The 22,214-nt window shown below is 60.9% G+C and carries 24 protein-coding genes; 11 read left to right on the top strand and 13 right to left on the bottom strand.

Going from position 1 to position 22,214, the window contains the following annotated elements; all coding sequences use genetic code 11:
- Positions 1-1,317 (bottom strand): ATP-dependent RNA helicase RhlB (rhlB, locus tag BMH52_RS22990; protein WP_073845156.1); only part of this gene is annotated, 1,317 nt, incomplete at its 3' end.
- Between the two features lie 95 nt (positions 1,318-1,412).
- Entirely contained in the window at positions 1,413-2,069 is a 657-nt protein-coding gene (locus BMH52_RS22985) for an alpha/beta hydrolase (protein WP_073845154.1), read from the bottom strand.
- Positions 2,070-2,415: 346 nt separating this feature from the next.
- Between BMH52_RS22985 and BMH52_RS22980 the strand changes: the two genes are divergently transcribed.
- The 4 genes from BMH52_RS22980 (at position 2,416) to BMH52_RS22965 (ending at position 6,584) form a co-directional block, all read left to right on the top strand.
- Positions 2,416-3,447, top strand: coding sequence for an amino acid ABC transporter substrate-binding protein (locus tag BMH52_RS22980; RefSeq protein ID WP_003188756.1), 1,032 nt, complete (start codon positions 2,416-2,418; stop codon positions 3,445-3,447).
- 72 nt (positions 3,448-3,519) lie between these two features.
- Positions 3,520-4,701 (top strand): amino acid ABC transporter permease, encoded by a 1,182-nt coding sequence (locus BMH52_RS22975; protein ID WP_020301232.1) that lies wholly within the window; start codon positions 3,520-3,522, stop codon positions 4,699-4,701.
- A gap of 10 nt (positions 4,702-4,711) precedes the next feature.
- On the top strand, positions 4,712-5,809 hold the full coding sequence (locus BMH52_RS22970) for an amino acid ABC transporter permease (protein WP_014717022.1): 1,098 nt from the start codon (positions 4,712-4,714) through the stop codon (positions 5,807-5,809).
- Positions 5,810-5,819: 10 nt separating this feature from the next.
- Positions 5,820-6,584: an amino acid ABC transporter ATP-binding protein gene (locus BMH52_RS22965; RefSeq protein ID WP_003188759.1), complete on the top strand. Its 765-nt coding sequence runs from the start codon at positions 5,820-5,822 to the stop codon at positions 6,582-6,584.
- A 53-nt stretch (positions 6,585-6,637) separates the two neighbouring features.
- Here the strand turns inward: BMH52_RS22965 and BMH52_RS22960 are convergent, their stop codons facing one another.
- Positions 6,638-7,120: a type II toxin-antitoxin system MqsA family antitoxin gene (locus BMH52_RS22960; protein WP_014717023.1), complete on the bottom strand. Its 483-nt coding sequence runs from the start codon at positions 7,118-7,120 to the stop codon at positions 6,638-6,640.
- Positions 7,117-7,428, bottom strand: a complete 312-nt coding sequence (locus tag BMH52_RS22955; protein ID WP_019817631.1) for a type II toxin-antitoxin system MqsR family toxin — start codon at positions 7,426-7,428, stop codon at positions 7,117-7,119. Before BMH52_RS22955 ends, BMH52_RS22960 begins: the two co-directional genes overlap by 4 nt.
- Before the next feature lie 159 nt (positions 7,429-7,587).
- Between BMH52_RS22955 and BMH52_RS22950 the strand changes: the two genes are divergently transcribed.
- Positions 7,588-8,247: a FadR/GntR family transcriptional regulator gene (locus BMH52_RS22950; RefSeq protein WP_032903338.1), complete on the top strand. Its 660-nt coding sequence runs from the start codon at positions 7,588-7,590 to the stop codon at positions 8,245-8,247.
- A complete protein-coding gene (locus BMH52_RS22945; RefSeq protein WP_032903337.1) occupies positions 8,237-9,502 on the top strand; it encodes a CynX/NimT family MFS transporter in 1,266 nt (421 codons plus the stop codon). The genes BMH52_RS22950 and BMH52_RS22945 overlap by 11 nt, the downstream gene beginning before the upstream one ends.
- Here the strand turns inward: BMH52_RS22945 and BMH52_RS22940 are convergent.
- The 9 genes from BMH52_RS22940 to BMH52_RS22900 form a co-directional block, all read right to left on the bottom strand.
- Positions 9,499-10,140: a DUF1120 domain-containing protein gene (locus tag BMH52_RS22940; RefSeq protein WP_020301231.1), complete on the bottom strand. Its 642-nt coding sequence runs from the start codon at positions 10,138-10,140 to the stop codon at positions 9,499-9,501. The genes BMH52_RS22945 and BMH52_RS22940 overlap by 4 nt on opposite strands.
- Positions 10,141-10,151: 11 nt before the next feature.
- Complete coding sequence (locus BMH52_RS22935; protein WP_371915700.1) at positions 10,152-11,291, bottom strand: DUF1120 domain-containing protein; 1,140 nt, start codon at positions 11,289-11,291, stop codon at positions 10,152-10,154.
- An 11-nt stretch (positions 11,292-11,302) separates the two neighbouring features.
- Positions 11,303-13,732, bottom strand: a complete 2,430-nt coding sequence (locus tag BMH52_RS22930; RefSeq protein ID WP_177345104.1) for a fimbria/pilus outer membrane usher protein — start codon at positions 13,730-13,732, stop codon at positions 11,303-11,305.
- Between the two features lie 119 nt (positions 13,733-13,851).
- Entirely contained in the window at positions 13,852-14,556 is a 705-nt protein-coding gene (locus BMH52_RS22925; protein ID WP_073845148.1) for a fimbria/pilus chaperone family protein, read from the bottom strand.
- 34 nt (positions 14,557-14,590) lie between these two features.
- Positions 14,591-15,169, bottom strand: coding sequence for a DUF1120 domain-containing protein (locus tag BMH52_RS22920; protein WP_371914255.1), 579 nt, complete (start codon positions 15,167-15,169; stop codon positions 14,591-14,593).
- 108 nt (positions 15,170-15,277) lie between these two features.
- On the bottom strand, positions 15,278-15,898 hold the full coding sequence (locus BMH52_RS22915) for a DUF1120 domain-containing protein (protein ID WP_072434216.1): 621 nt from the start codon (positions 15,896-15,898) through the stop codon (positions 15,278-15,280).
- A 12-nt stretch (positions 15,899-15,910) separates the two neighbouring features.
- Positions 15,911-16,531, bottom strand: coding sequence for a DUF1120 domain-containing protein (locus BMH52_RS22910; RefSeq protein ID WP_034135874.1), 621 nt, complete (start codon positions 16,529-16,531; stop codon positions 15,911-15,913).
- Positions 16,532-16,558: 27 nt separating this feature from the next.
- Positions 16,559-17,188, bottom strand: coding sequence for a DUF1120 domain-containing protein (locus tag BMH52_RS22905; protein ID WP_003188776.1), 630 nt, complete (start codon positions 17,186-17,188; stop codon positions 16,559-16,561).
- A gap of 15 nt (positions 17,189-17,203) precedes the next feature.
- Positions 17,204-17,827, bottom strand: coding sequence for a DUF1120 domain-containing protein (locus tag BMH52_RS22900; RefSeq protein WP_003188778.1), 624 nt, complete (start codon positions 17,825-17,827; stop codon positions 17,204-17,206).
- 384 nt (positions 17,828-18,211) lie between these two features.
- On the opposite strand from BMH52_RS22900, the gene BMH52_RS22895 reads away from it, so the two are divergent.
- From BMH52_RS22895 to BMH52_RS22875, 5 genes are all read left to right on the top strand, one after another.
- Positions 18,212-19,030 (top strand): response regulator, encoded by an 819-nt coding sequence (locus BMH52_RS22895; protein WP_073845146.1) that lies wholly within the window; start codon positions 18,212-18,214, stop codon positions 19,028-19,030.
- 198 nt (positions 19,031-19,228) lie between these two features.
- Entirely contained in the window at positions 19,229-19,864 is a 636-nt protein-coding gene (locus BMH52_RS22890) for a response regulator transcription factor (RefSeq protein ID WP_034135870.1), read from the top strand.
- Between the two features lie 90 nt (positions 19,865-19,954).
- Positions 19,955-20,425, top strand: coding sequence for a nuclear transport factor 2 family protein (locus BMH52_RS22885; protein ID WP_003188784.1), 471 nt, complete (start codon positions 19,955-19,957; stop codon positions 20,423-20,425).
- 37 nt (positions 20,426-20,462) lie between these two features.
- On the top strand, positions 20,463-20,735 hold the full coding sequence (locus BMH52_RS22880) for a GIY-YIG nuclease family protein (RefSeq protein WP_003188786.1): 273 nt from the start codon (positions 20,463-20,465) through the stop codon (positions 20,733-20,735).
- 75 nt (positions 20,736-20,810) lie between these two features.
- Positions 20,811-21,752, top strand: coding sequence for a glutathione S-transferase family protein (locus tag BMH52_RS22875; RefSeq protein ID WP_057710978.1), 942 nt, complete (start codon positions 20,811-20,813; stop codon positions 21,750-21,752).
- Positions 21,753-22,214: the final 462 nt, after the last annotated feature.

Below are 22,214 nucleotides of genomic sequence, written 5' to 3'. Positions count from 1 at the left end.
TTTGGTACGACTGATACGGTGTACATAATCGTCCGGTACTTCCGGCAGGGTGAAATTGATCACGTGGCTGATGCCGTCGATGTGAATACCACGACCGGCCACGTCGGTGGCTACCAGCACGCGGATCTTGCCTTCACGGAAGCCTTCCAGGGTCTTGATGCGCTTGTGCTGCGGCACGTCGCCCGACAGTTGCGCGGCGTTGACGCCGTCGCGCACCAGGCGTTCTTCGATGCGGCGCACTTCGTCCTTGCGGTTGGCGAACACCATTACGCGCTCCCAGCCGTTATCGTTGACCAGGTTGTAGAGCAGCTTGTACTTGTCGGCACCGGCGACGGCGTAGATATGCTGCTCGACGTTTTCGCTGGCGACGTTGAGTGCTTCGATCTCGACGATGGACGGGTCTGTGGTCCACTGCTTGGCGAGGTTCATCACGTCTTCGGTGAAAGTCGCGGAGAACAGCAGGGTCTGGCGCTCGGTTTTCGGCGGGGTCTGGCGAATGATCTGGCGTACTTGTGGGATAAAGCCCATGTCGAGCATGCGGTCGGCTTCGTCCAGCACCATCACTTCGACCATGTCCAAGTGCACGTCGCCGCGCTGGTTGAAGTCGAGCAGGCGGCCCGGGGTGGCGACGAGGATGTCGCAATGGCGGGCTTCAAGGTGCTTGAGCTGCTTGTCGAAGTCCATGCCGCCCACGAACGTCATGACGTTGAGGCCGGTGTACTTGGTCAGGTCGGCGGCGTCCTTGGCGATCTGCACCACCAGCTCACGGGTTGGGGCGATGATCAGCGCACGCGGTTCACCCATGTAACGCTCTTTGGGCGGCGGCGTTTGCAGCAGTTGGGTGATGATCGAGATCAGGAACGCGGCGGTCTTGCCGGTGCCGGTCTGGGCGCGGCCGATGGCGTCTTTGCCCGCGAGGGTGAAGCCCAGCACTTGCGCCTGGATCGGCGTGCAGTACGGGAAACCCAGGTCCTGGATGGCGTGCATCAGTTCCGGGGCCAGTTTGAAATCGTGGAAGCGGGTCTTGCCTTCCTGGGGTTCGACGACGAAGTCTTCGAGTTTCCAGGGGGTCACGGGCGGCTTGGGCGCACGTTCGCGACGGGGCTTGGCCACAGGCGTCGGGGCGGGCTCGGCAGGCTTTACCTGTTCAGGCGGCGTCACCGTGGTTTTGCTCGGTGAGGCGGCGGGTGCGTTCCGGCCGGGCTGTTGACCGTCATTGCGGTTGCCGGGCTTGGGGGCAGGAGCACTGGGAACAGGCGCGAGCGGCTCAGCCTCGCTTTTGCCGAACATCTTCTTGAGTGCTTTGAGCACGGTCATCTCATTAATTGGTTAAGGAATGTACGCCGGCCAGTGTAATGCAAGAATCGAGCGCGGCGTAGTGCGTCTGCCATACGGCTACATAAACACGGGGTTCAGCGCAGGCGTTCAGTCAGCCAGGTGCCAATATCGTGTATCTCTTGGGGTAACACTTCGTGGCCCATTGGGTATTCCTGCCATGTCACGGTGACACCACGGCCCTTCAAATGCTCGTAGGCGCTGCGGCCCATGGCGTTTTGTACCACTTCGTCGTACTGGCCGTGCAGGCACAGCGTGGGGATGCGTTGCTGGCTGGCGGATAATTCCAGCTCATTATCGAAGGTGGGCGCATAGGTGGAGAGGGCGATCACACCGCCCAAGGGGCCCTCCCATTTCTTAAACGCGGTGTGGAAGACCACCGCGCCACCTTGAGAAAAACCGGCGAGGAAAATTCGCGAGGTGTCTATTCCGGTTCTCTGTTGTGTCTCGATCAGGTCCGTAACCATTTTTGCCGACGTTTCCAGTTCTTCCAGGCTGATCGAACGGGCCGGGCTCATGGCCTTGATGTCGTACCAGCTCGGCATCTCGTAGCCGCCATTAATCGTCACCGGGCGCGTGGGGGCCTGGGGCAAAACAAAGCGGGTGCTCAGCAAGGTTTCCTGCAGCGCTTCGGCCACCGGCAGGAAGTCGTAGCGATCGGCGCCCAGGCCATGCAGCCAGATAACGCAGGCGTCTGCTGGCTTGGCGGGCTGAAGAATCAAGGGTTCGGTCATGTCTGCTCCATAGATGTGCGGGCGCTCCGATGAGGTGCGTCGGAACGGTGCGCGACAGGTTGATCTGTTAAGAGAATGTCGCAAGGCTGAATCTTTTGCCATTGAAGCGCAGTTGCAGCCACTCGGCCAAGACTCTGGTACGCGCCTTGCTATGTGTATCTCGATGTCAGAACTCTCCTAGGACGGTAACACTATCAGTGAGTGCCGCTCGTGGGAAAGCAACTGCAATTACCGCAAAAACCTCATGCTGCTTGGCCCCAAAAAAAACCAACACGGGTCGATATCGCCTCATAAGGGTGCGCTGAGGTTGGAGCTCCGACACAACAAGAGCAATTGGAGGTTTGTAATGAAGGTATTGAAATCCACCCTGGCCATCTTCACTGCGGCGGCTGTACTGGGTGTCAGTGGTTTTGCCCAGGCGGGTGCCACCCTGGACGCCGTGCAGAAAAAAGGCTTTGTGCAGTGCGGTGTGAGTGACGGCCTGCCGGGTTTCTCGGTGCCGGATGCCAGCGGCAAGATCCTCGGGATCGACGCTGACTATTGCCGCGCTGTGGCGGCTGCCGTGTTTGGCGATGCCACCAAGGTCAAGTTCAGCCAGTTGAACGCCAAGGAGCGTTTCACCGCGCTTCAGTCAGGCGAAGTCGACATCCTGTCGCGCAACACCACCATGACCAGCTCCCGCGACGCGGGCATGGGCCTGAAATTCCCGGGCTTCATTACCTACTATGACGGCATCGGCTTTCTGGTGAACAACAAGCTGGGCGTCAAGAGCGCGAAGGAACTGGACGGTGCAACCATCTGCATCCAGGCCGGTACCACCACCGAGCTGAACGTTTCCGACTACTTCCGCGCCAACAACCTCAAATACACCCCGATCACCTTCGACACTTCCGATGAAAGCGCCAAGTCGCTGGAATCCGGGCGTTGCGACGTACTGACGTCCGACAAATCCCAGCTGTTCGCCCAGCGCAGCAAGCTGGCTTCGCCGAAAGACTACGTGGTGCTGCCGGAAACCATTTCCAAGGAACCCCTGGGCCCGGTCGTGCGTAATGGCGACGACGAGTGGCTGGCCATCGTGCGCTGGGTGGGCTACGCCATGCTCAACGCTGAAGAGGCCGGTGTGACCTCCAAGAACGTCGAAGCTGAAGCCAAGGCCACCAAGAACCCGGACGTTGCGCGTCTGCTCGGTGCTGACGGCGAATACGGCAAAGACCTGAAAGTGAAGAAGGACTGGGTGGTACAGATCGTCAAGCAAGTGGGTAACTACGGCGAGATGTTCGAGCGCAACCTGGGCAAGAGCACGCCGCTGGAAATCGACCGTGGCCTGAACGCCCTGTGGAACAACGGCGGCATTCAATACGCACCCCCTGTGCGCTGATCGCTGATGGTTCTGTCACCCGGTAGGCCAACTGCCGGGTGATGTTCTGTTCCATTATTTTCGGGGCACTTCATGCAAAATAAAATCGGCGCACCCAAGCAGAAGCTCAGCTTCAGCGACCCCAAAGTGCGTGCGTGGCTGTTCCAGATCATCACGATCGTGGCGGTGGTCTCGCTGGGCTGGTACCTGTTCCATAACACCCAGACCAACCTGCAACACCGGGGCATCACCTCGGGTTTCGACTTTCTTGAGCGCAGTGCCGGCTTCGGCATCGCGCAGCACTTGATCGACTACACCGAATCGGACAGCTATGCCCGGGTGTTTGTCATCGGCCTGCTCAACACTTTGCTGGTGACCGTCATCGGTGTGGTGCTGGCAACCCTGCTCGGCTTCATCATCGGCGTGGCGCGCTTGTCGCCTAACTGGATGATCAACAAGCTGGCGACGGTGTACGTGGAGGTGTTCCGCAATATTCCGCCGCTGTTGCAGATCCTGTTCTGGTACTTCGCGGTGTTCCTGACCATGCCAGGGCCGCGCAACAGCCATAACTTCGGTGACACCTTCTTTGTCAGCAGCCGTGGCCTGAACATGCCGGCAGCGCTGGCCTCCGACGGGTTCTGGCCGTTTGTCGCCAGCCTGGTGGTCGCCATCGTTGCCATCGTGCTGATGACCCGCTGGGCCAACAAGCGCTTTGAGGCGACGGGGGTTCCCTTCCATAAATTCTGGGCGGGCCTGGCGCTGCTGGTGGTAATCCCGACGTTGTGCGTGTTGATCTTCGGCACGCCGCTGCATTGGGAAATGCCCAAGCTTGCGGGCTTCAACTTCGTCGGTGGCTGGGTGCTGATCCCAGAGTTGTTGGCGTTGACCCTGGCGTTGACTGTGTACACGGCGGCGTTTATTGCGGAGATCGTGCGCTCGGGCATCAAGTCCGTCAGCCATGGCCAGACCGAAGCGGCACGTTCACTAGGCCTGCGTCCGGGGCCGACGCTGCGCAAGGTCATCATCCCGCAAGCGCTGCGCGTGATCATTCCGCCGCTGACCAGCCAATACCTGAACCTGGCGAAAAACTCGTCGTTGGCCGCCGGTATCGGTTATCCGGAAATGGTTTCGCTGTTTGCCGGCACGGTGCTCAACCAGACCGGCCAGGCCATTGAAGTCATTGCCATCACCATGAGCGTGTACCTGGCGATCAGCATCAGCATTTCCCTGCTGATGAACTGGTACAACAAGCGCATTGCGCTGATCGAGCGGTGAGGACACACCCATGACTACGCATACGTTCAAACCTGACATGCCACCGCCGAGCAAAGTCTTCGGGCCGGTGGCCTGGATGCGCGCCAACTTGTTCTCGAGCTGGCTCAATACACTGCTGACCTTGCTGGCGATCTACCTGGTGTACCTGGTGGTGCCACCGATCCTGCACTGGGCCATCCTCGATGCCAACTGGGTGGGCACCACCCGCGCCGACTGCACCAAGGAGGGCGCCTGCTGGGTGTTTATCCAACAGCGCTTCGGGCAGTTCATGTATGGCTACTACCCCGTCGACCTGCGCTGGCGCGTGGACATGACGGTGTGGCTGGCCATCGTGGGCGTGGCGCCGTTGTTCATCTCGCGTTTCCCTCGCAAGGCGATCTACGGCCTGGGCTTTCTGGTGTTGTACCCGATCATCGCCTACTGCTTGCTGCACGGCGGCGTGTTCGGCCTGAGTAATGTGGCGACCAGCCAATGGGGCGGCCTGATGCTGACCCTGGTGATCGCCACCGTGGGCATTGCCGGCGCCTTGCCGCTGGGCATTGTGCTGGCGCTGGGACGGCGTTCGAACATGCCCGCCATTCGGGTGGTCTGCGTGACCTTCATCGAGTTCTGGCGCGGCGTGCCGTTGATCACCGTGCTGTTCATGTCGTCGGTGATGCTGCCGCTGTTCCTGCCTGAAGGCATGAACTTCGACAAGCTGCTGCGGGCGCTGATCGGTGTGATCCTGTTCCAGTCGGCCTATGTGGCCGAAGTGGTGCGCGGTGGTTTGCAGGCGATTCCCAAGGGCCAATACGAAGCCGCTGCGGCGATGGGCCTGGGCTACTGGCGCAGCATGGGCCTGGTGATCTTGCCGCAGGCCTTGAAGATGGTGATCCCTGGGATCGTCAACACCTTCATCGCCCTGTTCAAGGACACCAGCCTTGTGATCATCATCGGCCTGTTCGACCTGCTCAACAGCGTCAAGCAAGCCGCCGCCGACCCCAAATGGCTGGGAATGGCCACTGAAGGCTACGTGTTCGCCGCCCTGGTGTTCTGGATTTTCTGTTTTGGTATGTCGCGCTATTCCATGCATCTGGAACGCAAGCTCGACACTGGCCACAAGCGTTAGGAGTTTTTTGATGAGCGAAGCAATCAAACAGCCTGTGAGCCCTGAAGGCATTATCCAGATGCAGGGCGTCAACAAATGGTACGGCCAGTTCCATGTGTTGAAAGACATCAACCTCAACGTCAAGCAGGGCGAGCGTATCGTGCTGTGCGGCCCGTCGGGCTCAGGCAAGTCCACCACCATCCGCTGCCTCAACCGCCTGGAAGAGCACCAGCAGGGCCGCATTGTGGTCGATGGCGTGGAGCTGACCAACGACCTCAAGCAGATCGAAGCGATCCGCCGTGAAGTCGGCATGGTGTTCCAGCACTTCAACCTGTTCCCGCATTTGACCATCCTGCAAAACTGCACGCTGGCGCCGATGTGGGTGCGCAAGATGCCCAAGCGCAAGGCCGAGGAAATCGCCATGCACTACCTGGAGCGTGTGCGCATTCCGGAGCAGGCCCACAAGTTTCCCGGGCAGCTTTCAGGTGGCCAGCAACAGCGCGTGGCGATTGCCCGCGCGCTGTGCATGAAGCCCAAAATCATGTTGTTCGATGAGCCGACGTCGGCGCTGGACCCGGAGATGGTCAAAGAGGTACTGGACACCATGATCGGCCTGGCTGAAGACGGCATGACCATGTTGTGCGTGACCCACGAAATGGGCTTCGCCCGCACCGTGGCCAACCGCGTGATCTTCATGGACAAGGGCGAGATCGTGGAACAGGCGGCACCGAATGACTTCTTTGATAACCCGCAGAATGAGCGGACCCGGTTGTTCTTGAGCCAGATACTGCATTGATGGAGTGTTAAAAATAAACCCGGCCTGGTGCCGGGTTTGTTTTTTGCCCTCAGTCAGGGCGTCGTCGCGATCTCGTGTTCTTTGTGGGTTGTATGCGTGGTGTTACGCATATCAGCACCCTCACTCAAGGTTTTTGCATCAACGAGCAGATGCGGGTGGCGATCAAGCAAGCGCATAAGCACGACGAGGGATTTTGGCGCCAGCAGCTCACCGCGTTCGTAACGTGAAAGTGCGTTATGTCCGCCGCCGGAAAGCAGTTGCACAGTGTCCTTTTGTGAAAGATGCAATTTGCGACGAATGCGCTTTATCTCGTTACCGATCATTCGTCTGAAGCTGTAGACCATCTCATCACAGTGATCTGAATAGCGGTCCGCGTCTTCAGGGTCAAAGATCACCTCACCACAACTTTGGCACTCCCAGCCTGAAAGGTTGTCGATTCGGCGGTGCAAGCCTTTGACTTCCGATGTTTCGCTGCGACCCGAAAAATGCCGCATTCCGTCATGCTGGCCGCAGCTGAAGCACTGTTCTGTTTTCATAGGTTACTCTCCTTGAAGGAGATCACCGGAGGTTTACCGTCCGTGCGGTACGTCACCTTGATGTAGATCTCCAGGCCATGTGAGTGAATGTGATAAACGTCTTGCCAGACGCAATGGTCGCCATAACTTGTCATGGATTTAAACAGCATCTTGCCCGTTAGCTTGTAAACAACCTCCTGCATTTGCGTGATGCTCAGATCGAGCTTTTCCCCGCAGTTGCGTGCTGTTTTGGTAAAAGCTTGTTTTCCAAGCCGCCTGACATCCGCCTTGATCAGGGCCAAATCGTAATGAGGTGTGTACTTTTCCATAAGACACCTGAGTCCAATAATTACCCTCTAAGGGTAATTTTACCAATCGAAAATACTGCTCCTTTTCCTGCCTAAGAACCCTAGTGCGTTGCCTTTGTAGGCAACTCCGAATAGCCTGTAGGAAAATTCATCCTATGATTGGACGAAAGCGCTAAACCCATGACAGACATCGCCCCGCTGATCAAACGCTCCCTGGTCGACCAAGCGCTGGAGCAACTGCGCCTGCGCATCTCCCAAGGCGTATGGGCCATCGGCGAGCGCCTGCCCACTGAGCCCGAACTGTCCGCCGAGCTCGGTATCAGCCGTAACACCGTGCGTGAAGCCATGCGGGTATTGGTCTTCTCTGGCTTGATCGACATTCGCCAGGGCGATGGTAGTTACCTGCGCTCGATGACCGACCCGCTGGGCACAATGCGGGCGCTGTCTCATTGCACGCTGGAGCAGGCGCAGGAGACGCGCCAGATTCTGGAAGTGGAGGCCATCGGCCTGGCTGCGTTGCGTCGTACCGAAGCGGACCTTACGGCATTGCGCAAGGCGCTCGACCTCAGCGCCGAGCGTTATCACGGTGACCTGGAGGCCTATATCAGTGCCGACCTGATCTTCCACCAGCACTTGGTGGATGCGGCGCACAACCCGGCCTTGAGCGAGCTGTACCACTACTTCTCCGCCATTGTCGGCGCGCAGCTGCGCCAGACCCTGAACCGCTCACCGCGACGCCAGGCGGTGTTCGACCTGCATGGAGCGCTACTCGATGCGGTGGAACAACAAGACCCGGACCGCGCCAAATCCCTCTGCCGGCAGTTGATCAATGAACCCTGAAGCCCCACGCAAGACCGAACTCGAAGAACTGTTGATCGACGCCGAAGCTGACGACGACAGCGTGCAGCAGGCGCAGCCGAGCGTGGTTCGGCCATGGCTGCTGTTGCTGGGCCTGGTGTTGGTGGCCTTGAACCTGCGCCCGGCCTTGTCGAGCCTGTCGCCGTTGCTGGCAGAGGTTTCGAGCAGTTTGGGCTTGTCCGCCGCCACGGCCGGTTTACTGACCACCTTGCCGGTGCTGTGCCTGGGCCTGTTTGCACCTACCGCGCCGATGCTGGCCCGGCGTTTCGGCGCCGAGCGCGTGGTGCTCGGCATCCTGCTGACCCTGGCCGCGGGGATCATCCTGCGCAGTTCGTTCGGTGAGGTGGGGTTGTTCCTCGGTAGCCTGGTTGCAGGTGCCAGCATTGGCATCATCGGCGTGTTGCTGCCGGGTATCGTCAAGCGCGATTTCGCCAGCCAGGCCGGCGCCATGACCGGTGTCTACACCATGGCGTTGTGCTTGGGCGCCGCCATGGCGGCCGGTGCCTCGGTGCCACTGAGCCACGCCTTTGGCGACAGTTGGAAGATCGGCCTGGGCTTCTGGATCCTGCCGGCCCTGGTGGCGGCCCTGGTCTGGTTGCCCCAGGTTGGGCAGAAGCACGGAGCCCATCGTGTGGCCTATCGTGTGAAGGGTTTATTGCGCGATCCGCTGGCCTGGCAGGTCACCCTGTACATGGGCCTGCAGTCGTCACTGGCCTACATCGTGTTCGGCTGGTTGCCGTCGATCCTGATTGGCCGCGGCCTGAGCGCGACCGAAGCCGGGTTGGCGCTGTCGGGCTCGATTATCGTGCAACTGCTCAGCTCCCTGGCCGCGCCGTGGCTGGCGACGCGGGGCAAGGACCAGCGCCTAGCGATCGTGGTGGTGATGCTGTTGACGCTCGGCGGCTTGTTCGGGTGCCTGTACGCGCCGCTGGATGGCCTGTGGGGTTGGGCGATTGTGCTGGGCCTGGGGCAGGGCGGGACGTTCAGCCTGGCGCTGACCCTGATCGTGTTGCGTTCACGCGATTCCCATGTGGCGGCCAACCTGTCGAGCATGGCCCAAGGCATTGGCTACACCCTGGCCTCCCTCGGCCCTTTCGCGGTCGGCCTGGTACATGACTGGACCGGCGGCTGGACGGCTATCGGCTGGATCTTCGCCGTGATCGGCCTGGGCGCTATCGTCGCGGGCCTCGGCGCCGGCCGTGCGCGCTATGTGCAAGTCACCAGCGAGAAAGTCTAGAGATACACCACTTCCAGCGTGGCCGAGCCATCGAGCGGTGTTTCTACGCTCAAGTCCAGATTCTTGCGCGCATTGATCACGGTCTGCACCGTCACCATGCCTCCCAGGATACCGATCGCCGTGGGCCCGCTGACGCTGCCCTCGACGTCCGTGAAGCCCAGGTAGCTCCTGGAGCCGATGTCGATGGGGTTGAGGTTGGAGGTTCGCCACGCCAGGCCACCGGTGGTGGATTCAGTGCCGTAGATCTGTGCGGTGTTGCTAGCCTGCGTCTGCCGAGGGTCGAAGGTCATGGAGTAGACTCCCAGGCGGTTACCGCTGTTATCGAACCCCAACCCGTAGTAAATCTCGCTGTTGACCATGGCCGAGCCGTCGCGGTTGTCAGCCATGCGCAAGGCATAGCGCACGGGGCCGTTGCAGGCAATGCCGATGTGCAGGTTCTTGACAGGCAGGCGCGTGGCGGTCTCCAGGTTCAGATCTTGTTGGGCAATCTTGCCGTAGTCGATCAGGCCGCCGCTGGAGAGTTGTGGCAAGCAGGCGGCGGGAATGATCAGGCCCTGGACGCTCAGGTCAACCGTGGAGGCCGCCAGTGCCTGGGCGCTGCCGCATAAAAGCAGGCTGCAAAGAAGGTGTCTTTTCATGATGCGAACTCCTACAAGTAGACAATTTCGAGAGTGCCGGACCCATTGATGCGCACGACATCACGCAGATCCAGGCTTTGCATAGGCGCCAGATACGTCTTGATGCGCATCGTGCCGGTCAGTGTCTGGATGGACACCGGCCCGGTGGTGACCCCCGTCTTGTCGGTAAAACCCAGCAGGCTGTTGGCCGCCATGGGGATCTGCCGGGCGGTGGAACTGCTCCACGCCACGCCATTGCTGGTGGAGTCGGTGCGGTACAAGGTGGGAAAGCTATCGGCGCTGAATTCCCCCGGGTCGATGGTCAAATAAAAACGCCCGATTTTGTTACGGCTGGCGTCCAGGTCCAGTCCATAGGCCGTTTCATCAGTGCCGCCGGTGGCCGAACCGTCGCGGTTGTCTTTCATGCGCAGGCCAAAGCGGATCGGCGCGTCGCAGCTCACGTTCAGGCGCAGCGTACGGGTGGGCAGGGGTGTTTCGTTGGTGGCGCTGAGGTCCTTGGCGTACAACGTGCCATAGTCGACCACGCCGTGGTCCGACAGTGTCGGCAGGCAAGCAACGGGCGCAAAGTGCGCGCGCAGCGTCAGTTCCCGGTAGCGGCCGTGGCTTGCGCCGTACAGCATTCCAGAGACTTCCCAGGTAGTTGCGTCTCTGGCTTGTATTGCCGCCACACCGGCCCAGGCGCGTAGCGTCAGTTGCAACGAAAGGGTTTTGCCCATGAGCACGGCACCTTGTTCAATCGGTGCGATGCCGTGCCCGGGGCGCCACTCCAGTACCGTTGCACTCATCATGGGGGGCTGGCCGGCAGCGGTCAGCAAGCCCAATTCAACGGCGCGACCGTCGAGCACGGCATTGCCGACCTCGATGGCATAGCTGCCGTGTTCGGTAAATTGCAGGCGCTGCGGGGTGGCAGCCAGCGCCCGATAGAAGAGGCTGAGGTCTTCGGCCTGGGGGCAGTTGACGTTCACGCTCAGGCGGCGCTCACCGAGCAAGCGTTCCGGCGCGCCGTCGTGTTGCGCAAGACGGTTCATCAGACCGAAATCAACCTGAGCTTCGCTGACGTTCAGTTGGCATTCTTCCAAGGCTTGGGCCGTGCCGGCGATGCCGAGCAGTAGCCACATACAGAGTGAGCGCATACAGGTTGCAAGGGGCATGACAGAAATCCTCAAGGTACGCGGCAACGTGCGGGAGCCGATTCGAAGTACACCGACGGGTCGGCTTTGGCTGCCAGTTGGTAGTGCAACTGGCAACGGCCTCCCTGGGGTGTGGTTATCCACAGCGTCGTTTGATCCAGTACGTTGGGCAGAAAGACCTGGCTGCCGTCCTGCACCAAGGTCACAAACTCACCACTGGCACTGCTGACAGAGGCGCCCGCAGGCAGCGGCGAGCCGTCGTCGTGACTGACGGTGAGCAACACACGGCGGGTCAAACCGACGCCGAACTCGACCCTGTCCACCGCGCCGCGTCCGGCCGAGATCATTGCCAGGCCGTTGTTGATATCGGCATTGCGCGGCAGCGAGCGGGTCTGGACTTCCACCGGGCTGCGCCCGTACGCGGCCACTTGCGGCACCACGGCCTGGCCTTGCCAATCGGTCCAGACCGGCCCGCTGGGGGTACTGAGCTTGATGCCGCTCATGTCGCCGACGGACACCAGGGCAAAGGTGTCGCGCACCGGGTAGGGGGAAAGGGTCACGCCGCCACCGTGCATCACCACTGCGCCGCGTGCCCCCCCTTGATAACTGGAGCGCTCGGCATCGGAGCGGCTGTAGCTGAAGTCGAGCTGGCTGTAGCGTGGCAACGCCGAGACGCCGACGGTGGTTTCCACCTGATGATCGCTGCTGTCATGTTCGGCGCTGACCCGGTAGCTGAGCTGGTCGTCGATCTGTTCGGTCACGCCCATGCCGGTGCGGTTTTCGCCGCCGGAGTTGCGTACCCAACTGCGCAGTCGGCGACTCTCGCCCAGCGGCACACTGATGTGGAGGTAAACCGCGTTATCTTGTTGCTGGCTGCCGCCCATTTGCCATTCGGCGCTGGCTGACAAAGACACCGCGCCAATACTGGTGCCCCAGGATGCCAATGCGCGGCTGCTGCTGTCGCCGGCGAAGTTGGATGAGCGCGAAACCCCGGCGCTGAATGCACCCAGTATTGGGTGCGACCACCCCAGGTTGAGGCTTTGCTGGTCGCGGTAGCGTGAAGCGCGATTGCGGTCGTCGCGCTCGTAGGTGCTCTCTTCGAGTTCGCGGTAGCCGGGGCTGCGCCAGGAATTGGCGGCGCTGAATGACCACTGTTCGTTGAGGCGCTGGGACCAGGAAAGATCGGTTTGCACACCGGAGACTTTTTCACGCGCCTGGGTGTTGGACACTTGCGTGGACAGTTGGATCTGACTGTCCAGCCAGGGCATCCAGCCCAGGCTGGCGCCCACCGAGCGGTATTCGTTGGCCGCCAGCACGCCGCTGCCCAGGGTCACTTGAGGATGCAGGGTGCCTGTCCAGCCGGCACTGACCACCCAAGGATCATCCCCTTTGGCGTCGCCGACATTACGTACCCGGCCCGCCGCCACGGAGTAACCTGGCGCTGGCAACCCGAGACCCAGCATGGCCGCCGGCACAGTGAAGCGTCGCTCACCGCCGACACTTTCCTTGACCGTGACCTCCACATCCGAGCGCGTGTTCAACCGGCGCACATCGGTCAGGGCAAAGGGGCCGGCAGGCACCACGGTGGAGTGAATCAACGCACCGTTCTGCCGCACTTCGACCTGTGCGGGACTGTTGGCGATACCTTGGATCAGCGCACCCTGGCCCTGCTCCTGAAGGGCGTGTTCGGTGAGCACTTGCACCCCGGTGATCTGTGCGCCGGACAGCACCGGGTTATACAGATTGACCTGCCCGGCCTGAAGCACTGCCTGATGGCTGGCGAAGGTGCGTTGAGCATAGGCTTCCAAGTGGGTGCTGCGTGACAGGCCATCCTGCCAGGTCTGCACCTGACGACTGCGCACGATCCAGTCGCCGGCATTGAAACCCACCTCGGTATTGGCCGAGCCAAACCGGCTGGCGTCATCGCCGAAGCGGTTGTAGAAGCCGCTGAGGTCGTAGTTGATCAGGCCGGCAAACCCGCCGGTTTCATAGCCGGAGATATCCTGTTGTACCGGGCGCAGGGCTTCGGTGGGCACCACCAGCGATACCGTCAGTGTCGCCGGGTCTGGCTCCACCAAGGTTTGCGGGTACCGCGCAAGAAAATCATGGCAGCCCTCGGTTTCACCGGGCGGCACCAGATTGGCGGCGTTCAGCAAGGCGCGGTCGAAACACAGATTGCCCTGCTGATCGAAATTCACCGCCAACCGGCCACGGCGCTGACCGTTGACACGCAGGTTGACGGTATGTTGCCCGGCCGCGTAACGCGGTGCGGCCAACAACAGGCTGGCCAGCTGTGGGTCGATACCACGTTGTTGCAAGGTCTGGGCATCGAAGCCGGACGGGCTGGAATCTTCGGCGCACACCTGGGTTGGTATGAGCGCACACAGCAGCAACACCAGCGCAGGGCTGGCAGAGGGAGCGGGCACGGCTTCGCCGTCACGGTAACTCAATACTGTTTTCACGCAAGGTACTCGAGTAGTGAACGCGCAGGCCTTGTGGGCCGGGCGTTCGGGTGACGATCACTAAGCCGTCACTTCGTTACTCAGGCGGCGCAGGGGGCTACGCCGCCTGGGGTGTTCTGTCAGAAGCTGATCGGTGCGTCGTAAGCCTTGACCGCAAACCCGTACACCGTGGCCGGCTGCAGCCTGACCGTCTTGGCCTGGCTGCTGCTGGCCGGCACGCTCAAGGCTTCGCCGGGCAGCACATAGGTGCGTGGCAGCAGCGCCTTGCCGTCACCGGGCAGTAGTTGCAGCTCCTGCGCCAGGCGTACCACGTACGGCGTGTCGTTACGCACCTGCAACTGGCCTTCGCGCAGTGTCCAGGTCAGGTCGGTCCAGGGCGTGCGGTTGGGCGCCAGGCCCTTGGGGTGCACGATCACCGGCAGGTTCTGGCGCACGGTCACACCCACGCGGGCATGCCCGGCGGCGGTGGCGGCGCGGCCCTGGGGCATGCCTTCGAACACTGCGCGTTTAAGCCGCTGGGTCAGTAACGGTTGCTGGTTTTGCAGAATGAAACGCACCAGCTGGGACTTGGACGCTTCCACCCGTGACAGCGGTGGTGTCACCACCAGCAGCGGTTCGGTGTCTTCCGGAATGTTCTGCAACGTCACATGCAACAGGGCGAGTTGGCTGTCGGTGTTGGTCACCGACACGGACGCTTCGCCTTCAGCCTCGTGCACGATCACCACGGAGGTGTCCGGGACCATGCCATCGGCTTTCGCCTGATCGCCGAGTATCAGGAGCAAGGCAATCAGGCCGACAGCGGTGTTTGAGAATGTCGTCGTCATGACGGGTTTCCATTAGCCAAAAAAAAGGGGGCGGTCAGAGGTAACGCAGGTCCAGGACGATGGCGCCGTCGAGCGGGACTTCCTGGTCCAGGGTCAGGTACTGCGAGAAGTTGATAGCGGTGCTCACCTGAAGCTGTACGTTCAACTGGCCGATGAAGTCCGGTTGCCGATCCCCGACTGGCGCAAAGGCCATGTAGGTGCGGGGGTAGGCATTGGGCTCCTGTGACCAGGTTTCGCCGCTGTCGGTGGAGGCCAGTACCTGCATGGGCTGCGCATCGCCCATCGCGTTGCGATAGGCCAACGCCACGGAGCCCAGGCGCTCTTCGGGGGCGTGGATGTTCCTGCCCAGCCCGTAGAAATAATCGGGGGCCGACGATGAGTCGGCGCGATTATCAATGCCCACCAGCGCAAACAGTATGGGCCTGGCGCACTGCACATGCAGATCGAGCATCTGGATGGGCAGCACGGTGAACTCATCGGCATTGAGGCTGTGGGAAGGGATCTTGCCGTGATCGACGGTGCCGTCATGGGTCAGCTCGACATGGCAGGCATCCGGGGTTACCCGTCCGGTGACCGTGAGGTCGACGGTCGACATTCCGTGAACATCGGTCATCGCGACGAGGCCAAACACGATGGCCAAAGTACGCCCCAATGCCGTGTGCGCAGGCAACGGCAGACACCGCCCATGCCTGCCGGTGTTCGAGGGAGGGGCGGCCATGGGTTACAGGTACTTCACTTCAAGGGTGGCTGAGCCGTCGATGGTCACTTCATTGCTGAGGTCCATGCCGGCAGTGCCCATGATGAAGGTCTGTACTTGCAGATCGACCCGCAGGTCTTTGACAGGCAGCGGCTGGCTGTCGTCATCCATTGCGGCGACCGACATGTACATGCCCGAATCCCAGAACTTTTCTTTAAACCAGGTATTACCTTGGTCGTACGATCCAATGGGTTGCACCACTACACCATCCTCGGCCAGTGGATTTTCCAGCGTGAGGTTGTATCCCCCGAGCTTCTGGGTGTCATTGACAAAGCCCAGGCCGTAATTCGAACCGATACCCGAGGACGCACGGTTATCGATCGAGTGCAGGGCGAACTGGATCGGCGCGTCGCAATTGACGGCCAGGATCAGGGTATGGTTGCCGATGACTGTCGGGTTGTCCGGTTTCAGATCCTTGGCGGAAATCTTGCCATGGTCGATCACGCCACCACTGGACAGGCTCGGTGTACAGGCGCTGGGCACGATCAGGCCTTTGACGGTCAGGTCAACGGTGGACGCGGCGAAGGTGGCGGCCGAATTGAGCAGCAACAGGCTGGCGGCCAGGGTGGTCAAGCGGGTTTTCATGGTGCGGGCTCCTTAGAGGTAATTGACTTGCACAGTGGCGTGGCCGTCGATGGGCACTTCGTCGGTCAGCGTCAGGTTGCTGGCGGGGGCGATGTGGGTGATCAGGCGGATTTCCGCGTCCAATGCCTGGATCGCGATCGGTGCAAGGCCGTCGCCGTCGGCGACGGCCGTCAACAAGCTATGGCTGAGCATCACCGAGGGGATCCAGGTCACGCCGCCGTCCCGGGAGGTGATGGTGCGTACCGGTACGCCATCGGCCACCGGGCTATACAGGCCAAGCCCGGCGTCGCCGACTTTTTCATCGTTGGGTGTCATGCCCAGGCCATGCCAACTGAAGTGGCTGGCGGCAGTGCCCGCACGGTTGTCGATGGTGTTCAGGGTAAAAATGGTTGGCCCTTCGCAACGCACACTCAACAACATGGTTTCCCTGGGCAAGTCGGTGTAGGTGTCGGCGTTGAGGTCTCTGACCGACACCTTGCCGAAGTCGACGGTACCGCCGCCGGAGACCACGGGGGCGCAGGCACTGGGGGTGATGACCCCTTTGACCGTCAGGTCCTGGCTACTGGCGGCCCATACCGGGCCGGCGCCGATCAGCAACAGTGTGGCGGTGAGGGTAGTGAGGGGGCTAACCATGGGGCACGTCCTGTGGGTGAGGGGCGGTTACAGGTATTTCACTTCAAGGGTGGCGGAGCCGTTGATCGGAACTTCTGTGCTCAGGTCCATGCCGGCTGTGGGGGCGATAAGGGTTTGCACCATCAGGTCTGCCGTGACCTGCTGGACCGGGGAGGGTGCCCAACTGCCGGAGGAACGGTCGCCAAACGAGGCGTGGTAGGTAATGGGCCAGACGTCGCCCGGGAAGCTCTCCCGCCAGGTGAGGCCGTTATCGGACGACTCGATCAGGGTGATTGCCGCGCCGTCAGCCACCGGATTGCCGAGCACCAGTGTGTACCCGCCCAATTTTTTGCCGCTGACCAGGCCCAGGCCATAGCGGTTCATGGGGTCGGGGGCGTCACCCTTGTTGTCCGTGCCCTTCAGGGCCAGCAGGGTTGGCGCATCGCAGACGATCGACAGTTGCAGGGTGTGGTTGCCGAGCAACGTCCAGTTGTCCTGTTTCAAATCCTTGGCCGCGACTTTGCCGTGGTCGATGATGCCGCCGCTGGAAAGGCCAGGGGCACAGGCGCTGGGTGTAATCAGGCCCTTGACGGTCAAATCGACGCTACTGGCGGCGAACACAGACGTGGACATGACGAGCAGCAGGGCACTACTGAGCAGGGGCATGCAGGTTTTCATGTGAGAGGCGTCCATTTACAGGTATTTGACTTCAAACGTCGCGGAACCATCGATCGCGACTTCGTCGGTCAATGTCAGCCCTTTTGCGGGGGCGATCACTGTGTAGAGCGTGACGTCCATGATCGCGTCCTTGATCGGGTGCGGCGCCCAGCCGCTATCGCCACGACTGCCCAGTGCCACCAACTCGTTGGGCGCGATGCCGTCGTCAGGCAGCAGCGTTACCCAGTGGCCGTCGGCGTTGTACATGGCCAGCAGCGTGGAGGGGGTTTCGGCGACGGGGTTGCTGAAACCCAACTGATACATGCCCAGCTTCTGGTTTTCGTTGATCATGCCCAGGCCAAAGGAGTAGCCATAAATCGCAGAGCCAGCTCGATTGTCGATAGGCTGGATGGCAAACAGCGTTGCCGCATCGCAGTTGACGCTCAGTGGCAGGGTCTTGCGCTCAAGCGGGGTGCTGGTGTCGATATTCAGGTCTTTTGCCGCGATTTTTCCGAAGTCGACGTCACCCGGCAGGCTCGGTGTACAAGCGCTGGGCGTGATCAACCCTTTGACGCTCAGGTCGACACTGCTGGCGGCGAACACTGAAGATGTCATGGCGAGCAGCAGGGCACTGCTCAACAGGGATACAGGGTTCTTCATTTCCAATTGTTCCATTGCAGTCTGGCGGATAGAAACGCGTACAGGTCAGCGCTCGGTCCTGTGTGGGCGAGTGGTTGGCGTGGCGGCGGTCTCAGTGTTTTTTTGCGGTGCCGGGGAGTGGCCATCCGTCCCTCTTTTGGGGTGGGCACAATTTAGCGAGGGGGCTGCGAGGGGGAAATACAACTAATACGACATTGGCGGGTTGTGGTGTAAGCGCAGTGCGGGACGGTAGATTTTCGCGGCGTTTTTCGTAGTTGTTGTATCGGCTGGAAGCCATTCAAAAGGTTATAGGTTGAAAGTCGAAAACGATCAAAAGGGTGTGCCTGGCATTGCTGTATCAGTGCCGCGGATGGCTGCCGAATTAATCACCACGAAGAGGTACTGATGGGTTCGCCAGGAGGTTCAACCGCAGGAGCGAGCCGGACAGTCAAACCGCCTTTTTGTCCCCCGCCCCATTGGCAGTACTTGAATGTTCTGGTCGTGGAGGATCATTCAGCCTATCGCCTGTTGCTGGGTTGGCTGTTGCAAAAACTGGGGCTCGGACACGCGCTGGTCACCGATGGCTTCATGGGATTGGACACCTTTACCAACCGGCCCTTCGACCTGGTGATCAGTGATTGCCGGATGCCCTTCATGGACGGTTACAGCATGACTCGTGCGATTCGCCAGCATGAGCGCGAGCAGGGGGTGAAGCGCGTGCCCATCATTGCCTTGACCGCCAACCTACAAAACGACAGCCCCCAACGTTGCCGCAACGCCGGCATGGATGCCTGGCTGCTCAAACCCCTGACCCTTGAACAACTGCATGCCGTGCTGGTGCGCTGGTTGCCGGGCGGCGATGGCTGTTATGTCGAGCCATACGCTGCTGCGGCGGGGGCGAGCTGGCCCACCCGTGCCACGCTTGTGACCACGTTTGGCAGCGACCTGGTCGTCGACCAGTTGCTGGAAACCCTGTTGATGGAGGCCTGGGAAGACCAGCGGGTGTTGCGTCATGCCCGTGTGACGTTGAACGCGCCATTGACCGCCGAGCGTCTGCATCGGCTGGTGGGCAGCCTGGTGTTCCTGGGCGGCACGGGGTTGGAAACCAGTGCCGTGCGCTTGATCGAGCAGGTCCAGGCCGAGGGTGTCGCTACGCACACGGCGCAACTGGAAGTGTTTGAAGCACGGCTGTGTGCTTATCTGGAGTATCTGTCTGAGTTGTGAAGAATGCTGTTGCAGAGCGTTTTACCTGGTCGTTGGTCTAAGTTTGGCTGTAGGTATTTTCCTATTGTGTTGTAGTCCAAAAGTCAGCCACTACTGAACATTGGGTTCGGCCGCAAGTGCCTCTTTGTTAGCAGTTGTTGATGATCGCAGGCAGAGGTATTTTGCGCGGATTCAAGTTGCCATCATTCGTGGGTGCCTATGCTTCGAGTAATTATTGCTGACGATCACCCTATTGTCCGGGTCGGGCAGAAAGTCGTGATCGAGGCGAATGGCAAGTGCAAAGTGGTCGGTGAAGCCGATGGTCCTGATCAGTTACTCGGCGTGCTCAGTCGCACGCCGTGCGACGTACTGGTCACGGACTTCGCCATGCCAGGTGGCCAGCAGGCCGATGGCTACTGCTTGTTGGGCCTGTTGCAGCGCCAGTATCCGCAGTTGCCGGTGATACTGGTCACCATGTTCGCCAACGTCGCCACGTTACGCGCAGCCTTTGCCCACGGCGCCAGGGCAGTGGTCGCCAAAAGTGCTTCGGCCAAGGAGTTGCCCTTGGCGATCAAGGCGGTGTGTGCTGGCCAGACCTTCGCCAGTGAATGCCTGCGGGTACAACTGGTGGAAGCCGGCACTGGCGATCAATCCCAGGAGCCGCAGTTGTCTGGCAAGGAACGCGAGGTGGTGCGCATGCTGGCCAGCGGCATGACCGTCAGCCAGATTGCCGCCCAGGTCAACCGCAGCATCTCCACCATCAGCAAGCAGAAAAGCACGGCGATGCAGCGCTTGAGTATTTCCACCGACGTTGACTTGTTCGCCTACGCCCGCAGTACTGGGATAGCGCCGTAGCGCGCTTATTTGCGTGGCGAATGACAGTAGCCATGACGGCTTGGGCGGCTTATCGTGCGCCTACTCTTTTGACGTCCGCGGAGCCTGCCCATGAGTGATGCCCATAACGCCCTGATCAGCCAATTCTATAGCGCCTTCCAGCGCCTGGATGCCGAGGCCATGGTTGCCTGCTACAGCGATGACGTGGTGTTCAGCGACCCGGCCTTTGGTGAACTGCGAGGCCGTGACGCAGGGGACATGTGGCGCATGCTCACCACCCGTGCCAAGGATTTTTCGTTGACCTTCGACCAGGTGCGCAGCGACGAGCGCACCGGCAGTGCGCATTGGGTGGCCACCTACCTGTTCAGTGCAACCGGCAATACGGTGGTCAACGATATCCAGGCGCGCTTTGTATTGCGCGACGGCAAGATCTGCGAGCACCACGATCACTTCGACCTGTGGCGCTGGTCGCGCCAGGCGTTGGGCACCAAGGGCCTGCTGTTGGGCTGGACGCCGCTGGTACGCAACGCCGTACGCGCCCAGGCGAACAAAGGCCTGAAGGCATTCCAGGCCAGTCGTTGATAAACTGCGCGCCCCTTTTGCCTTGCCGAACCTGTCCGTGAGTACGCCTGAACCCAAGCCTTGGTATGTCTACCTGGTGCGCGCCGCCAATGGTGCGCTGTATTGCGGCATCAGCAACGACCCGGTACGCCGGTTCGCTTCGCACCAAAGCGGCAAGGGCGCGCGGTTTTTTCTGTCCAGCCCGGCAGTGGCGCTGGTGTACACCGAGCAATGCGCGAACAAGGGTGAGGCGCTGCGTCAGGAACGCCTGATCAAAAAGTTGAAGAAGAGCGCCAAGGAATGCCTGGCCGCAAATGGCTCATCACTCTGACTGATAGGTTCCCATCATGCAGCCAGGACCGTTTGCGCGGTAATCTGCTCGCTCACTCGCCAAGCGGAAACCCGTATGTCTGAGCTCATCCTGCACCATTATCCGACCTCACCCTTTGCGGAAAAAGCGCGGCTGTTGCTGGGCTTCAAAGGCCTGTCCTGGCATTCGGTGAACATTTCGCCGGTGATGCCCAAGCCCGACCTGACGGCCTTGACCGGCGGCTACCGCAAAACTCCGGTGCTGCAGGTGGGGGCGGATATCTATTGCGACACCGCCCTGATCGCTCGCCGCCTGGAGCAGGAAAAGTCCTCACCGGCCCTGTTTCCGCTGGGCCAGGAAATGATCACCCAGACCTTCGCCACCTGGGCCGACAGCGTGGTATTCGCCCATGCCGTCAGCCTGGTGTTCCAGCCCGAATCGGTGGCGGTGCGCTTTGGCAAGTTACCGCCCGAGGCCATCAAGGCCTTTATCGCTGACCGCGCTGCGCTGTTCAGTGGCGGCACGGCGAGCAAGCTGCCGGCTGAGCTGGCCAAGCATCAATGGCCGGCGATCATGACGCGGTTGGAGCAACAGTTGCAGCGTGAGAGCGGCGACTTCCTGTTCGGCGCGCCGTCGATTGCCGACTTTGCCCTGGCCCACTCGCTTTGGTTCCTCAAGGCCACGCCGGTCACCGCGCCTTTGGTGGATGCTTATCCGGCCGTGCTGGCCTGGCTGGGACGGGTGTTGGGTTTTGGTCATGGAACCGCCAGTCAGATGACCGCGGAGCAGGCTTTGGATATCGCCCGCAATGCTACACCGGCACCTTTGCCGGATGAGGTGTTCGAGGATTTGAACGGCTTTAAGGTGGGTCAGGAGGTGACCATTGCGGCTATCGACTATGGCGTTGATCCGGTGGCTGGCGAGTTGCTGTTCGCTGGGCGTGAAGAGCTGATCCTGCGTCGCACGGATGAACGCGGTGGTACCGTGCATGTGCATTTTCCGCGCTGGGGTTTTCGCATCCAGGGCATAGCTGCCTGAAGGACGAACGACTCATCCCTGTGGGCACTACATGGCCAGTGTGGGAGCTGGCTTGCCTGCGATGGCGGCCTGACAGCCGACACCTATCTACCTGATACCCCACGATCTCAATGTGGGAGCGGGCTTGCTCGCGAAGGCGGCCTGACAGTCAACACAGCTGGATTGTGTACATATCCATTGCTGCGGTAACGGCCGCTTAGGGTTCCGCCCTGACGGCGGGTCACTTTGGAAAAGCCGGAATGCCGGCCCAGCCCAAAGTAACCAAAGGGCTCTTGCCCCACCACTCGGCACCTCGCTTGGGCTCGGTGTGCCCGTAATCCGCCAGTGATTTGGGGGGGCGCCGCCCCGCCCACTCCCTGGCGCGGGGCGGCTACACGCGCATCCCTGCCGATTAACCACAAACACCCGCACCCAATACACAACACCACGAACAAGATGCGGCAGAAAGGACCAACACACACA

The organism is Pseudomonas sp. BTN1, assembly GCF_001907715.1.
Lineage (GTDB): Bacteria > Pseudomonadota > Gammaproteobacteria > Pseudomonadales > Pseudomonadaceae > Aquipseudomonas > Aquipseudomonas paracarnis.
This window is presented reverse-complemented; position numbering and strand designations above follow the sequence as displayed.